The following is a 15,486-nucleotide window of genomic DNA, read 5'->3' as shown; positions in this document are numbered from 1 at the left end:
AAGCCAAAGACGTATTTAATTCTCGATTATAAGAAGGAGATAGTGCAATACAGTATCCCGCCCTCAAGCAATACTCGCAGCTCGGACATCGATTCTGCTATTGAGGAACTTTCAGCACTACCACCCAGTGCGAAATTGGTTGCAAAGGTTCTCGATGATAATCATCGGCTAACACAATCGCAACTCGAAGATAAAACTCTGCTTCCAGGGCGGACAGTTCGATCTGCCGTAAACCAATTGAAAGGCCGCGATCTAGTTGAGTCACACCCCTCACCTTTTGATGCGCGGAAACAATGCTATTCGCTTGCGTTTGACTGGAAATGACGTCATCGTTTCTTGGTTTCACTGTGATTTGGTATGGTAATAGTAAATCACCCGAACTTTCTTGCGATGAGTGGTAACCAATGGTAGGATTAGCCGCTTGGCGCCGATTTTTTCGTTACTCTCAGGTGATCTAATCGAATGCGAACAAGGGGTAGACAGAAGGTTTTGCTAGTAGTGGTTTTGCAGCTCCGTCTATTCCTCAAGGAGTGTCGAAGCAGTGGGATGTATCGATCACCTTCGTTGCCCAACTTATATCGAAGAACTTTCAAAATCATTTTTACCGCAGCCATCTGCTACAGTAGAGATGACTGAAAATATGCCCAAAAACATCACCGATTCCATCCGTTATCAGGGAAAGGCGATCGATGATCCGGCATGGATTCCTAAATTCCTCGCCGAGCAGGAAACTGGTGTGCTCGGTCTCATAGACGATGACACTCCTCACCTCGTAACACAACTCTTCGTCTACAGTCCTGACGAGGGTGCGATTTTCCTACACGGCGCACAGGCGGGACGTGCTCACGATCTCGTCAAGAACGGCGATCAGCCGCGTGCCTCCTTCACAACGAGTGAAAAGGGACGGTACATCCCGGCTGACGAACCGGTGAACTTCACTGTCGAATACTCAAGCGTGGTTGCTTACGGAGCCATTGATTTTCTTACCGACCGGGAGAAGAAACGAGACGTTCTTGAGCAGTTTATGGGGAAATTTGCACCACAACTCACCGAAGGTGAGGATTATGAGCGAATAGCCCAGGAGTCCATCGACCGAACGGCCGTCTACCGTCTTGACGTAGAATCTTGGAGTGGCAAAAACGGGTGGAACGATCCCGACCATCCAGGCGCATACAGCCTTGACGCCACCCGTTGACATCTTCCCTGCCCTCAAGGACGGGGCTTTCTCCTTGATTTTGCGTAATCAAGATCATCTTCTGCACATATTCTTTCATCCTCAGCAAGTACATGGCTACCGTTGAGAATGCAACCAACGACAGATCACTCACTCGTATACACCACCAAACGGTCACCGCCGAGAACTCCGACTCGTCTATTGCCGTGGGAATGTCAGTGTTGATTGAAATCTCTTGTAACAGTTACGGGCATCGAGTGCTCTTGTCCGTCTTCTAAGAAAGTTTTGACACGGCCAATTGTGTCTGATTCCCGTTTCTGAGTTTCATGGGGCATGAATCAGAGAGCGCTACGATCGTATCCTCCATCGACGGTTACAATCTCACCTGTCGTGAATGACGCTGCATCACTTGCAAGATAAATAGCCGCACCGGCGATCTCTTGAGGGTTAGCGACACGATTCATTGGAGTTCGGTCGTCAATTGGCTCACGGATAGAGGACCCATCCGAGAGTCGCTCCTCAGTTGCTCTTGTTCGTACGAATCCCGGTGAGATTGCATTGACACGAATTTCAGGTGCTAGATCGGCTGAAGCAGCACGTGTAAGGCCATTTACTCCACTTTTTGCGGCGCAATACGCAGGTCGACATTCGCGAATTTGGTCAGCAGACATTGAAGAGATATTTATAATACTGCCACTGTCCATCGCTTGAGCGAATATCTGGCATGATCTGAATGTTCCCTTAAGAAAGACATCCATGCTTTTGTCCCACTGACTGTCAGTCATCTCTAGAATTGAGGTATTTGCAGTTGTCGAGACTGAATTGACGAGAATGTCGATCTGCCCGAAGGTATCTATGGCAACATCCCGTAGCTCTTCGATCGAATTACGGTCTGTAATGTCACACGTGACTGCTGTGGTTTCTGTATCCTCTGTTTGCAACTCAGCAGTTATTTCGTCTACTGCTTCCTGCGAGCGACTAGTCGCAATGACGTTTGCTCCGTCGTTAGCAAATGCTCGAACAATTCCTCGTCCGATACCACTGGTTCCACCGATAACGACAGCGCTTTTATTCTCAACTGTGACGCCTGTATATTGTTTGTTATTCGTCATTGGTCTGCGGATTGAAGCTGATTGGGAAGTTGTTGGTTACAGCACGGTAGTGATCTATTTCATCGCTCTCAATTGCATTCGTGACCGATTTCACGATCCGCATCGTGTTCCCGCTCTTCGTCACTATTGGGAGCTCATGCATTCTTCTGATGCACCTCTACGAGGAGATTTCCAAGCGTTTCGGTGACGCCGTCAAACAACTGTTCGCCTGTATCAGCGTTCGCTACTTCTGGAGCTCCGATCGCACCAGTTTCTGAATATTGCTCAAACGGTCTGTAGACCGACACTGGACCGCTGACAACGAGATCATCTCCACTCTGTTCATAGTGTTCATTCCAATACGTTGCTGCCATGTTATCGGTATCTACTAACTTCGGATAGAGATACATCATCAACGATGTTTCAAACTCGCCTCCATGAGCCATTCCACCCACACCACTCTTACGAACCGTCTCCACTAAGTCAGCGATCAACTCGAAGTAGGTCAATCCAAGAATCTCTACATCTGGGTGAGCACTACCAATCTCCGAAACGGCCGCATTAATCAGAGGTGTATTACCGCCATGGCCGTTGACGAGCAGCAACGCATCAAACCCGTTCTCAAGGCCAGTCTCAGCTATGTCACACAGGAGATCAAGCAGAGTACTGAACTCCCCTGTGAGAGTTCCACCGAGAGATAGATGATGCGGCGAGTATCCAGACCAGAAGGGAGGAGCAACTGTCACAGGTATCTTACTCGCGACACGTTCGGCACTCTTTGTCGTTACACTATTTGCTAATAGAGTATCAGTCATAACTGGGAGATGTTCCCCATGTTGCTCGATACTCCCTACTGGTAGGGCGAGTATTGACCCATCCTTATCGGCCGTATCGGCAACTGAGTTTGCAGACTGTGCACCAAGTGAGACTTTTTTATTTAGGCGAGTGGGTTCAAACATCATGCTATGCGGTACTCCTCGACACTGTCGTAATCGACTTCGATACCGAGACCGGCCTCTTGCGGTACGGTTAACATCCCGTCTTTGATCTCAAAGGGATCACGAATTACATCGGATTCCCAGCCATAGTAGACTGAATCTGGAGGTAGCGAAAACCCTGGAATACCATGTACTGAATGGAGAATTGCTGCCGTTCTGATTCCGAGATCAAATGCGCAATGATGGGCAATTGGTATCCCTGCATCCTCTGCAATGGCTGCTTGTTGGCGTAATCCGGTAATTCCGCCTGCAGGCGTTAGATCCAATACCGCGATGTCAATGGCTCCTACCTCGATAAGTCGACGGAGATTATGTGGAATATACGTATCTTCATTTGGGCCGATCGGCTGCCCAGTTTGATTTTTGAGGCTAGCCAATGATTTGTGGGCATCAACTCGAATTGGTTGCTCCATATACTGCAAGTAGATGCCAGCGTCTGCCAATTTAGAGCCAACACGTATTGCTTGGTCGATCGTCCAACCCTGATTAGGATCGAGACGGAACTCTAGTTCACCATCGGTTTCTTCGTGCATCGCTTTGATGCGAGCTATATCTTCTTTCCAGTCACGACCGGCTTTTGTCTTTAATACAGAATATCCCTTGTCGAGCACCTCGGCAGCCCGTTGTCGGGATTGATCGGGGGAACAGATACCAAGACAGTACGCGACTTCAACTTCATGAATATCTGTATAATCATCTTGATGAGCTCGATGTTTCATATCCGTTTGGCTGGGTGTCGTCCAACCACCAAGGAGTTCGTAGAGCGGTTTATCAAGTGCCTTGCCGACAATATCCCAACATGCAACTTCGACTGGTGCAAAGAATAAATCGGCGTTGGCATATTCGATGAACACCTGCCGTCGGAGTTTTTCTAACTCAAATGGTGATTGACCAGTAACAAGGGGACGAATACCATCTTCGATGATCGACACGGTCGCTTCTGGGGTAAGGAATACCCGTACTTCTCCCCAGCCAGAGACACCTTCGTCTGTATCAACACGAACAAGGACGCGGTCCATGCTCGTTAGGGAGTTATGGTTAGTTACATACGGTCCAATGCCACCTTCGTCAAACGGAACAAGCGGAATGTTGACTGCGAACGCTTCGATGTCTGTTATTTTCATTTTTGTTTGGTTTGTGTTGTTTGTTGGTTCGATTCAGTTCTACAGGCAGAACGACTACTGGTTATCGCGTTACCAGCTCCTACCAATGCTGAATGGGGCCAGATCATGTGAGAGGCATCACCGTTGAGAACGTAAGGGTAAACACAAGACCGAATATGGCGATCAATGTGGTGACAACGGTCCACGTTTTCAATGCCTCTGTTTGGGTCAATCCGCCGATTTCGGTAATAATCCAGAATCCGCCGTCGTTATACCACGAGAAAATGTTCCCTCCGGCACCGATCGCCATAACGAGATATGCTGGATTAACCGTTAATTGCCCAACTAAAGGTGCAACGATTCCAGCGGTGGTCAGCATAGCGACGGTTGCAGAACCTTGGGCTATGCGAACTGCAGCCGCAATAATCCAGGCAGTAACGAGAAGTCCAAGCCCAATTCCCTGCAGCGTATTCGATATGTAACCACCGACGCCAGCCGCGGCAAGCATTCCACCGAATGCACCACCCGCACCGACAATTGCGGCGATATTCCCACCCTCTTTAAGTGCCTCCGTGAGTTCGTCTGCCCACGTCTCAATATCCTGTGAATTAATCCGATAAAACGTGAGAGCGGAGGCCAACGCGGCAATGGTCAGTGCGAAATTTGGATCCCCTACGAAAGAAACCACTGGAACAAACCAGGCATTGGATGGAAAAAACGTGTCGGTGATCGTTTGAGTTCCAACCAGTACAATAGCGAGTAGGATAGGCAGGGCAGACTCTAGAACACCGGGTAATTTTGAAGTTGATTTCTGTGAGATAATCCTTAGTTCTTCAGTTGTCGTTCCCATCGTATCTCGAAGCGGTATATTCATTCTATTGGAAATGAACTTGCCATAAACGAGTCCAGAGAGTATTGCTGTCGGGATCCCAATTAATAATCCGATAAGGATTGTCATCCCCAGGTTTGCATTTATTTCACCTGCAACTGCTAGAGGACCAGGGGTTGGTGGAACGAAGACGTGTGTAGTCGCAGCAGCAGCACAAATCGCGACAATAAATAAAGAATAACTGTGTCCAACACGAGCACGCATTGATCGTGCAAGGGGTGCAAGTAGATAGAATACGTTTCCGAAGAAGACAGGAATTGCTAATACGAATCCACTCCCGAATAACGCATATTCTCCATTGCTCTCACCGGTAACCGAGGTAAAAGCACGAATAATACGTTCTGCAGCACCACTTTCCAACATCGTTTTTCCTATCACTGCAGCCATCAGAATAGGGATACCTACACTAGCGAGTGTGTCACCAAACGCAGTAGCAGTTTCTCCTGCAACATCTGTGAGTGGTACACCGGGCGCTACCAGTCCAACAAGAAATGTTGAAATTACAAGTCCGATGAAAGCGGGCAATTTGAATCGAACAAGGAGTAGTACGGTTGCTGCTAAACCAACTACGAACGCTACTAACGGGGCATGTGGGTATGCCATAACTACCCACATAAATCGAACCATTATAAATTTATCTGCTAAAATAATACTATTTCCAAAGAAATCTGCTAAATATAGTTTCGATAATGGTAAAAGACGGGATTAGATACAAATTTTCAAAATCAAGTGGGGGCGATGGGTTGCTTGAAAAGACTTGCTAATTATCCGGATTTCTACTTTCGACAAGGTAGAAATCCGATCTTAATTGCGATTATTAATGTGTGTATTAATCTGGCTTTCCTCTCTAACCGAATTCTTTCTCAAAAGCTCTAGTTTCTTTTGGAGAGTCCCTGAAACCACCATAATCGGAAGTCATCACATCTGTTATTCGTAGATAAACGAAACAGAATGTCCATTGTATCCTGGTTTCTATCGGATAGCGTATTTTCGATAGCGTCGAAAATAGTTTCTAAAGAGTAGGATAGCTTTTTACTAACACCGACGCTATACGGAGATATGGCAGACACTCACAAACGAAAGACCATTGGTGCTGTTGAAACCACATTCGATATTCTCAACGTCCTTAGTGAAACAGAACCTGTGGGTGTTTCGGAAATCTCTGAAAAGTTCGATATGTCTACAAGTACTGTATTTACTCATCTGAACACGCTGCTCCAACAGGGATATTTAGTAAAAACGGGTACGACGTACCAACGGTCACTTCAATTCTTAGAAGATGGTGGTATCATCAGACAACACTATGAGTCTGTACAATTGCTCAAGAGCAAAGTCAATGAGTTAGCTTCAACAACAGGTGAAATAGTCGGTGTTGCAGTTGAGGAAAGGGGATATCGAATCATCTTGTATCGCAGTGCGGGTGAAATGGCTGCTGGCGATGACATTCCCATTGGCAATCATACATATATGCATTGGACATCTCTTGGAAAAGCTATCCTCGCCCATCTATCCAGTGCGAGGCGGTCAGAGATCATTGATCAACATGGCCTTCCGCGTGGAACTAAACGGACTCTTACAAATCGTAATGAACTCGAAGATGAGCTCGAACTAATTCGCCAACAAGGGTATGCAACTGACGATGAAGAACATTTACGCGGCGTAAGGGGGGTTGCAGTTCCAATTTTCGATAGTGACCAGAATGTCGTTTCTTCAATAGGAATTACTGGCCCACGGACCAGGTTTCAATCGTCGTACGTTAGTAAAATGCTGAAAACGTTAGAGTACGCAAAAAATGAGATCGAAGTTCAAAGTCAGTATTATCGGTGACGTCCTCGCCCGCCGTAAACGGCGGGATTCTCTCGCTGATTAAAGATAGTTTGTAATAAGTGTGGACTTATTCTTTCAATGTCATATAATGGATCTTCTCCGCCAATATATCATCTGTATTACTCTTTCCCTCGTTGGGCTGCTACTCTGGTGTGAGGGAAAGCACTAGCTTACTCATTGCCCTATCAAGATATCATGTTAATAGATAATAATTCTCTGTTCTTCATTCCTTTTGCTGTTTTTAGTGTGTTTGATTCAATAGATATTTGTCCACATCTGACGGGAAGGTTAGGCATGCAAGTATCGGAAAGTATATCTGGATGGCTGTGAGTAGTCAAATAACAACATAATCGTGAGTAGTCTACTACAAACACAATTGGTATGGCTTAACAGAGGTGTCAGAGATGTCGTTCTCTGAGCGCCTGGGTGCGGGAATCATCAAACACAGTCGCCTACTCATCGTAGTGCTGCTTATCTTTTCGTTGATTCTCGGATCGGGTGCATCGATGGTTGGACAATCATCTTCTCTGGATTCGTTTCAAAGCGAAAGTAGTCAAGCAGCGAAGGCCCAGAATTATATTAATGAAAATTTTTCAACATATTCAAACAACACAACAAGTGTCCAAGTAATCGTTCGAGATAACAATACACTTTCTAAAACATCCCTCCAAAATCAGATCAAGTTACAACAAAAACTGAGGAATAACAGTACAATCAACGAAACGCTCACAGATGAGTCACCAACAGTTGGTATCGCGAATATTCTCGCAACAACGGTCTTCCAGCTAGATAAAGCCGAAGAACTCAAATCGAGAGGTAACGATCTCCAGCAACGGCGAGAAAACATCACAGAATGGGGCAAGCAACTTCAGAATCGGTCTGAACAACTCAATGAGAGCAAGAAAGAACTCCAGCAACGGGGCGAACGCCTGGAAGAACGCGGTAACGAGTTGAACGCGCGTAGCGAGAAGATCCAACAACGGTCTGACGAACTCAACGAGAGTAAGCAGGAGCTCCAACAGCGCGGTGAGAAACTCGAAGCAGCAGGTGAAGATCTCCAACAGCGTGCACAACAGCTCCAGCAGCGATCTGATGATCTCAACGAGAGCAAAGCACAGCTGCAAACAAAGGGTCAGCAGCTCCAAGAACAAGCCCAACAGCTCAACGAGAGCAAAGCAGAGCTTCAGGAACGTGGCCAAGAACTCCAACAGCGCGCACAAGAACTCAATCAAAGCCAGACTGAACTCAAACAACGCAGAGTAGAGTTGGAAGAGCGTGCCGACGAACTGAACCAGACACAGCAAGAATTGGTCGCACGAGGCCAAGAGTTGCAAGGACGGCAAGCGGCAATCGAGGAAGCCTATCAAAATGGAACCCTCAACGATACGGAATACCAGCAACAGCTTGCTTCCCTTCGCGAGGAACAATCTCAATTAGAAGCTGACCAAGCTCAGCTCAAGAATGAATCAGCTGCTCTCCAACAGGATCGACAAGAACTCATCGAAGATGCTCAACAGCTCGAACAGGAGGCAGCCGACCTCAAATCAGACCAGGCGGAACTCAAAAAGCAATCCGAGCAACTCAATGAGAAGGGTAAACAACTGCAAGCAGACCAGGCTGAGCTCAAAGAGCAATCTGCAGAACTGAAACAAGAAGGAAAAGAACTACAGGAAGCCTTTGGCGAGCTCCAACAGGACAAAAAGGAACTGCAGAAAAAACAGGCTAATCTCGAAGCAGATTCTCAACAGCTCAAAGAGCGTGGCGAACAACTCAAGAAAGATTCACAGCAGCTCCAAGCGGATTCTGAAGAACTACAAGCGGCACAGAAGGAATTGGAGAACGATTCCGAACAGCTCGAAGAAGAGGGCAAACAGCTTCAAAAACAATTTGAGGAATTCGAAAACGCACAAGAAACGCTCAAAGAGGATGGTGAGGAGCTAGAGAACAGCCAGCAAACTCTTCAGAATGGGACTAATTTTACACTTTCTGAACAACTGTCGATTCTGGAGTCACACAATCAGTCGGAAATCGACAATGCAACCACGACAGTTCTCGGCGAAAACGCTAGCCAGGATGGTTCCAGTGCTGATGGGAATGGTGCATTTTCATTCATGCCAACCAGCTATGAAGCTGGGAGCACGGATGCGAATGCGACGATGATCATCGTCGCCCAACAGACGAAAGGAGACGCTACCAGTAGTCAGACGGCGAGCGATCGAATCATGAACTCGCAGAAGGCCATGCAGACGATCGCACACAAAAATATTGATACAAAGCAATCGAGCGTACTTGTCTTCGGAAGCGGTATCATCGCAGATGAAACCCAACGCTCGATGAGTGACAGTGTCCTTATCGTCGGGCCCCTGGCGATTATCTTCGTTCTTGGTGTGCTGATATTCGCCTATCGGGATCTTCTCGATATTATTTTAGGACTCTTCGGTATTGCCCTGGTCCTTATGTGGACGTTCGGGTTCATGGGCTGGGCTGACATCAACTTCAATCAGATTTTCATCGCAGTCCCGGTATTGCTCATCGGGCTCTCAATTGACTATGCGATTCACGTCTTTATGCGTCACCGCGAAGAGCGGAATCGCACCGAGGGCGTCGAAACGTCGATGAAAGTCACACTATCGAGTCTTGGTATCGCGTTGATTCTCGTGACGGTTACTGCGGTGATCGGGTTCCTCTCGAATCTTGTTAGTGACGTACCCCCCATTCGGCAGTTCGGTATCGTCAGCTCGGTCGGGATTACGGCTGCACTGATCATCTTCGGCGTGCTGATTCCGGCTATCAAGACCGAGCTCGATTCACTCTTAGAAACTCGTGGTTGGGATCGGCAAAAGCGGGCCTTTGGAACTGGTGGTGGACGGCTTGGCGCAGTACTTGCTAGCGGTGCAACGGCAGCCCGCAAGGCGCCACGTATCGTCCTTGCCATCGCTGTGATACTCACCTTGCTCGGCGGAGTTGGTGCATCTCAGGTCGACACAAGCTTCTCTCAAGAGGATTTCCTGGCAAGCGATCCGTCCGGTCTCATGACCGAGTTACCAGAGCCCTTCGCTCCTGGTGAGTATACAATGAAATCCTCGCTGGAGTACGTGAATAACAATTTCCTGCGTCAGGATTCCAATGCAGAAATACTGATACGTGGGGATATAACACAGTCAACTACACTCGAAACAATAGAAAAAACAGAGAGCGAAGCGGCGAAGAAAGACTCGACAGTCATCTTGTCGAGTGATGAGCCGGATATCGATAGTCCGCTTTCGGTCATGCAGTCGGTCGCAAAGGAGAATGACTCATTCAAAACAACGTTTGAAAATGCAGATTCCAACGGCGATGGCGTCCCCGATCGCAATCTGAAAGCGGTCTATGACAAACTATACACGGTTGCACCAGACCAAGCGAAAGGTGTTCTCTACCGAACAGACGAGGGACAGTACAAAGCCATCCGTATGACGATCTCGGTCAAAGGAGGTGCAAGCGATGATGCGGTTAGCAAGCAGATGAAAGCCGTTGCAGGGACTATCGAACAGAACAATAGTCTTAGCGCGGTCGCAACTGGTCAACCGATCGTCTTCAAAATCGTCCAGGATCAGCTGCTCAACTCCGTTATCGAGAGTCTCCTAATCACGCTTGGTGCAACGTTTATCTTCCTAATGCTCACGTACTACTTCTTGCACGGGAGTGCGACGCTTGGGTTCATTACGCTGCTCCCAGTGGCATTCAGTGTGTCCTGGATCCTTGGCACGATGTATATCCTTGGGATTCCGTTCAACGTGATTACTGGACTAATTACCAGTTTGACGGTGGGACTGGGCATTGCCTACAGTATTCACCTCAGTGAGCGCTACATCCACGAGCTCGACGAGCAAGCGTCCGTGTGGATTGCGATGCGTCAAAGTGTGACTGGAACTGGTGGGGCACTCCTCGGGAGTGCGGCGACAACTGTGGGTGGCTTTGGTGTCCTTGTGTTCGCCATCCTCCCACCGCTCCAGCAGTTTGGCATCATTACGGGGCTCACAATCATCTACTCGTTCCTTGCGAGTGTCTTTGTGCTTCCCAGTCTCCTTGCCCTCTGGACACGGTATTTGGGTCCTGGTGGGACAACGACTTCTGAATCGGCAGATAAATCCACCATCGATGATGTAGGTACAACAAATGACTAAGGCAACTCGGGCTGATGCGGCTGCCGCACTCCAGCAGCTCGGACTCTCAAAGTATGAGGCATTGGTCTTCTGTGCCTTGCAGCCGATCGAAAAGGCGACCGCAAGTGAAATCGCGAATAATAGTGATGTGCCTCGCTCACAAGTCTATGGTGCTGCTGAGGGATTGGAAGAATTGGGGCTCGTGGATGTTCAGCAATCCAGCCCACAGCAGTTCCGGGCGGTTGGACTTGATGAGGCACGTGCACATTTACAGGCCCAACTCGAACGCGAGCAAGATCGTGCGTTTAATGCACTTAGTTCCCTGCAACAACAGCCGATCGATGAAACTGAAACTCAGGAAGACATTTGGACGATCAAAGGTCAGAAGACGATCAGCGATCGTGTCGCCCAACTCATTAGCAACGCGAATCAGCGAGTTATTTTTGCCGCTCGCGATCCATCAATGGTGACTGAGAATGTGATTGACGCGTTTGTAAGCGCGAAAGCTGCAGATGTTGACATTCTCATTACGAGTGAAAACCCATCTGTTTGTGAGCTTTTTGAAGACCGAAGTCTTGAAGCGCATCACACCTCGATCACGCCAGAAGATGATACTGACGATCGGAGTGGCCGGGTTCTGGCGATCGATTCAGATGTTGTCCTTATGAGCGTCCTTGTCCCTGCCCAGCAAAACGGGATCCAGAACGAAGTCGCCTTCTGGAGCGATGGCACTGGGTTTACTAGTGTTTTGATCGGTCTTCTGGAAACCTGGTTTTCGAAATTCATCGAGGCATGACAACCTCCCCGCCGTAAACAACGGGGTTTTAGCGCCTGTGCTCAGATAATTAATACTCAGTTTCTACGACGAGTAATAGCTACCAAACCGCTAAGCACACAGAGCAATCCAATGAGTGCGATGAATGGTGAATTGATATCAGGAAGCGTGTCTGATCCAGGGACGTCCTGTGAACTGGTGCGTTTTGCTGTTACTTTGCTAGTTTCAGTAGAAGTGGAGCTAGTTGTTCCAGTCGTAGAGTGAGCACTCGTTTCAGTTGTCTCGACAGACGTACGTGTAGTCTCAGAACTATCAGTAACCGACGTAGTAGTGGGTGTATTTGTAGGATTTTCGTTGGTGGTAGGTGTAGAACCGCCGTGCTCGCCAGAAGAGCTGGTATGATTGTCGTCCTTGCCCGTGTTCGAACCGTTAGAAGGAGCCTCAGGGGAATCAGGTCTACTAGTATTATTTGGATCTGTTATGGTATCTGAAGAGCTATCTTTCTCCAGTGGGTTAGTTCCGTTAGCGCGTTCTACTGTATCCGATCTACCATCATTATCTGAATCGCTATCAAGGGCATCGATGGTCCCATCTTGATCCGTATCAACTGGCTGGCCACCATTTGTCTCTTCATAATCCGTAATGCCATCACAGTCCGTGTCGACACTATTTGGATCCGTTCCAAGCTGTTGTTCTTCGTCGATCGAAAGTCCATCTTCATCTCGAGAAGACTCATTGACTGTCGTATTTCTTGAACTCGAAATTGAGACTATTCGTAGAGTATCTTCCGTCACAATCCAATCTAATAGTTTGATCAAATCGCATGTACTATTTCTATCTTCTGACGGTGACTCTGCTGCTACTGGAACGACGAACATTGCAGCAACAACCTGCAAGGCAGCAAAAAGAACGAGAAGCTGCTCTTTATGAAGTAGTATATACTGCTTCCAATCGATACGCGGCATATATAATAAAAGAATTATAACCGCCTTAATTCTGTCGCCTTCTCCGAAGGGAAGATTTTATGACTTAAACTATCTCCTCAGTAACACGTGCAACAGTAAGCGTTCCCACCGTTATGGAGTTGTCAGAGAGCACTTTGTTGGACAATAGTGTATTTGTCATCAGATACCTCTCTCCTAGATTGAGGATGTCTGCGCAAACTCAACAATGGGACAGTATTTGTCTATCTTTAAACAGCAAGGAAATGCAACTGTTTACGGCGGGCGAGGACGTCATTGCTCTTAACCCTCAATCTTGTTCGGGGAGTGTAACAGTTGATTCGCCATCGACCACCCGAAATCCACCAGTCTCCTCGCGGGCAGATACTTCTTGCTGTGGATATGGGATTTTGATTCCTTCGCGATCGTAGGCGAGTTTCACTGCTCGGACAACAGCTGTCACTGCACGCCACTTCCGTCGGCTGCTTGGTTTCTCAATCCAGAACCGCAGCTCGAGGAGTACTGCAGAATCACCTAATTGCTTTAAAACGACGTCGGGACTAGGCACTGTCAAAATTTTGTCGATGTCTTTCATGGCTTCTTTTGCAACAGCCATTGCATGATCGGGGTCGGCTTCATAGTCCACCCCTACCTCAACACCGAGTCGAAGTCGTCCCTTCCGCCCGATATTGATGATTGTGTTACTACTTACGACGTCATTTGGGAGCATGATGTATTTTCCTTCAAACGTCTCGATACGAGTCGTGAAAATCGTGATGTCAGTCACGATCCCTTCATGCTCATCAATTTGGACCCAATCTCCGATCTCGAACGGTCGAGAGAACATGAGTTGAAAGCCCGCAAGAAGCGAACCAAGCGTTTCATTCGCTGCCAACCCAATTACGGCGCCAAGCAGTCCAGCACCTACAAATAATCCTTGGAGGTTTATTTTCCAAACACTCAATATAGCGAGAAGACCAACAACATAGACTCCGATAATAGACAATCGCGAGACGACCTTTCCCTGGTGGCGTGTGATCTCTTTGGTCTGTTGCAAGAGTCGGTCAATGACCCGATCAGCCATTCCAGCACTCACATACGCTGCTGCACACACGCCAAGTGTCAGCACGAGCTGGAAACTGATCCTTCTGACTGCACTAAGTGCTTTTGCACTCTCTACTGCTTGTTGCGTCTGGTCCCAGATAACGACTAAGAGACTACCACTCAACCCAATGAGGATCAAGCTGGCAACGAGCAGACCAACATTTACCACGCGAGATGGATAGTCACGCTTTGCAACCCGCGAGAGTTTCCAAAGTGTCCATTCAGAAAGGATGAGGCCAATACCAACAATAAGAGATAGGAAAAATTGGCCTTCCGAACCCGGGAATTGATTAACGATCCACTGGAGAAGCGATGCAAGAACCATCAGCAATCACTTCTAATGGATCGGTGTTGGGAGGTGCTATTAGGGCGGTATATCCCGGTCTGATGTGATAATTCTACAATGCGTGCCATGCGTCACATTTGAAGACAGTGACGTCACAAGAGTGTACCGAAATTATCTGAATGGGAGGCGTTAAAACCCCGTCGTTTATGGCGGGGATACAGCGCCGTCATCCGTCTTACTGCTGAGGCTGCAGTTCTTCTTACGGCTGAATGATAACGAATTCACCTTCCTCGGCGAAGTGAAGCTGATACGTTTCTCCGGAGGAGCGTCCAAAGAAACTCTTGAGATTGAGGTCTTGCTTCGAGGTGGGTGACACATTACTGCTCCAAGCGACAGTCGCATTGGGGTCCGTACTCATAGATATTGGAATAACAAGCGGCTTTCCATGGGTGGTTACATCCTCCCGCGCCTAAAGATGCGGGAATCCACGAAGTGGATATTCAGGTTGCGCGTTTCCTCGGGTCTCAAGCCGTCACTTGGTATGTCCCGAATAAAAAAGGGCTGAAACGGTGGTTCGTTCGGCAGTTCCTTTTGACTTGTCTTCACGCACAGTCAACAGGGGAAACCACACCCTCACGACAGTCCCAAAGAAGTGCGCACGAACCCGCAAGTTGCCCCCGTGGGTCGGTAGCCGAACCCCCAACGGAGGAATCCTCGCGCTTTAGCGCGGAGAGGATGTCAAAATGGTCTTCTGTATCAACTAATTTGGCGAAGGAAATAATTAGTACAAAAATATTATCAAATGAATGATCAAGGGAATACATATATTGTGCTATCCTCTAGCAAAGATGGTATGCCAGCCCAAAATGTTGATCAACAGGACTGGGAGGATTCAGTTGTTCGCTCAAATGCGATTCGATTTACTGAATTTATATCTTCCGGACCAATGCTGAAAAAAGGTGCCTGGATTATAATTGGTAGTATATTCATAGCAATGTCTGTTACTCATATGCAGACAAAGTATAACGTGCCAACTGATTTATTGGGCATGCTGTTTCTTGGTCAAGCCCTATGTTTGATTGGATTTCAACAACTAAAACAAGAAAGTTGGCCACCGAAACGGCATATCATCCATAAATCTGACGTGAAATAG

The 15,486-nt window shown here is 47.6% G+C and carries 12 protein-coding genes and 1 pseudogene; 6 read left to right on the top strand and 7 right to left on the bottom strand.

The features are described 5' to 3' along the window. The first annotated feature begins 42 nt into the window (after positions 1 to 42). Both LIX15_RS23950 and LIX15_RS23945 read left to right on the top strand, forming a co-directional pair. Positions 43 to 324 (top strand): MarR family transcriptional regulator, encoded by a 282-nt coding sequence (locus LIX15_RS23950; RefSeq protein WP_438267228.1) that lies wholly within the window; start codon positions 43 to 45, stop codon positions 322 to 324. Positions 325 to 628: 304 nt separating this feature from the next. Continuing rightward, complete coding sequence (locus LIX15_RS23945; RefSeq protein WP_227777711.1) at positions 629 to 1,195, top strand: pyridoxamine 5'-phosphate oxidase family protein; 567 nt, start codon at positions 629 to 631, stop codon at positions 1,193 to 1,195. A gap of 317 nt (positions 1,196 to 1,512) precedes the next feature. On the opposite strand, the gene LIX15_RS23940 is transcribed toward LIX15_RS23945, so the two are convergent. The 4 genes from LIX15_RS23940 to LIX15_RS23925 form a co-directional block, all read right to left on the bottom strand. Beyond that, entirely contained in the window at positions 1,513 to 2,286 is a 774-nt protein-coding gene (locus LIX15_RS23940) for an SDR family NAD(P)-dependent oxidoreductase (RefSeq protein WP_227777710.1), read from the bottom strand. A gap of 134 nt (positions 2,287 to 2,420) precedes the next feature. Beyond that, entirely contained in the window at positions 2,421 to 3,227 is an 807-nt protein-coding gene (locus LIX15_RS23935; protein WP_227777709.1) for a creatininase family protein, read from the bottom strand. After that, positions 3,224 to 4,387 (bottom strand): mandelate racemase/muconate lactonizing enzyme family protein, encoded by a 1,164-nt coding sequence (locus LIX15_RS23930; protein WP_227777708.1) that lies wholly within the window; start codon positions 4,385 to 4,387, stop codon positions 3,224 to 3,226. The genes LIX15_RS23935 and LIX15_RS23930 overlap by 4 nt, the downstream gene beginning before the upstream one ends. 103 nt (positions 4,388 to 4,490) lie before the next feature. Next, on the bottom strand, positions 4,491 to 5,858 hold the full coding sequence (locus LIX15_RS23925) for a GntP family permease (protein WP_227777707.1): 1,368 nt from the start codon (positions 5,856 to 5,858) through the stop codon (positions 4,491 to 4,493). Positions 5,859 to 6,314: 456 nt separating this feature from the next. On the opposite strand from LIX15_RS23925, the gene LIX15_RS23920 reads away from it, so the two are divergent. The 3 genes from LIX15_RS23920 (at position 6,315) to LIX15_RS23910 (ending at position 12,023) form a co-directional block, all read left to right on the top strand. Then, positions 6,315 to 7,082, top strand: a complete 768-nt coding sequence (locus tag LIX15_RS23920) for an IclR family transcriptional regulator (RefSeq protein ID WP_227777706.1) — start codon at positions 6,315 to 6,317, stop codon at positions 7,080 to 7,082. A 404-nt stretch (positions 7,083 to 7,486) separates the two neighbouring features. Next, positions 7,487 to 11,248, top strand: coding sequence for an MMPL family transporter (locus LIX15_RS23915; RefSeq protein WP_227777705.1), 3,762 nt, complete (start codon positions 7,487 to 7,489; stop codon positions 11,246 to 11,248). Then, positions 11,241 to 12,023, top strand: coding sequence for a TrmB family transcriptional regulator (locus LIX15_RS23910; RefSeq protein WP_227777704.1), 783 nt, complete (start codon positions 11,241 to 11,243; stop codon positions 12,021 to 12,023). The genes LIX15_RS23915 and LIX15_RS23910 overlap by 8 nt, the downstream gene beginning before the upstream one ends. A gap of 56 nt (positions 12,024 to 12,079) precedes the next feature. Here the strand turns inward: LIX15_RS23910 and LIX15_RS23905 are convergent, their stop codons facing one another. The 3 genes and pseudogenes from LIX15_RS23905 to LIX15_RS23895 form a co-directional block, all read right to left on the bottom strand. Beyond that, a complete protein-coding gene (locus tag LIX15_RS23905) occupies positions 12,080 to 12,967 on the bottom strand; it encodes an MSCRAMM family adhesin SdrC (RefSeq protein ID WP_227777703.1) in 888 nt (295 codons plus the stop codon). 286 nt (positions 12,968 to 13,253) lie between these two features. After that, positions 13,254 to 14,372 carry a mechanosensitive ion channel family protein gene (locus tag LIX15_RS23900; RefSeq protein WP_227777702.1) on the bottom strand — a complete coding sequence of 373 codons (1,119 nt, stop codon included), beginning with the start codon at positions 14,370 to 14,372 and terminating at the stop codon, positions 13,254 to 13,256. Positions 14,373 to 14,592: 220 nt separating this feature from the next. Then, positions 14,593 to 14,790, bottom strand: a pseudogene (locus LIX15_RS23895) (AIM24 family protein); the annotation flags it as partial. 396 nt (positions 14,791 to 15,186) lie between these two features. Between LIX15_RS23895 and LIX15_RS23890 the strand changes: the two are divergent. Then, positions 15,187 to 15,486 (top strand): hypothetical protein, encoded by a 300-nt coding sequence (locus LIX15_RS23890; protein WP_227777701.1) that lies wholly within the window; start codon positions 15,187 to 15,189, stop codon positions 15,484 to 15,486.

Source organism: Haladaptatus pallidirubidus (assembly GCF_020700235.1).
Lineage (GTDB): Archaea > Halobacteriota > Halobacteria > Halobacteriales > Haladaptataceae > Haladaptatus > Haladaptatus pallidirubidus.
Note: the sequence above shows the minus strand (reverse complement) of the source record. Positions and strands in the feature narration are given on the sequence as shown.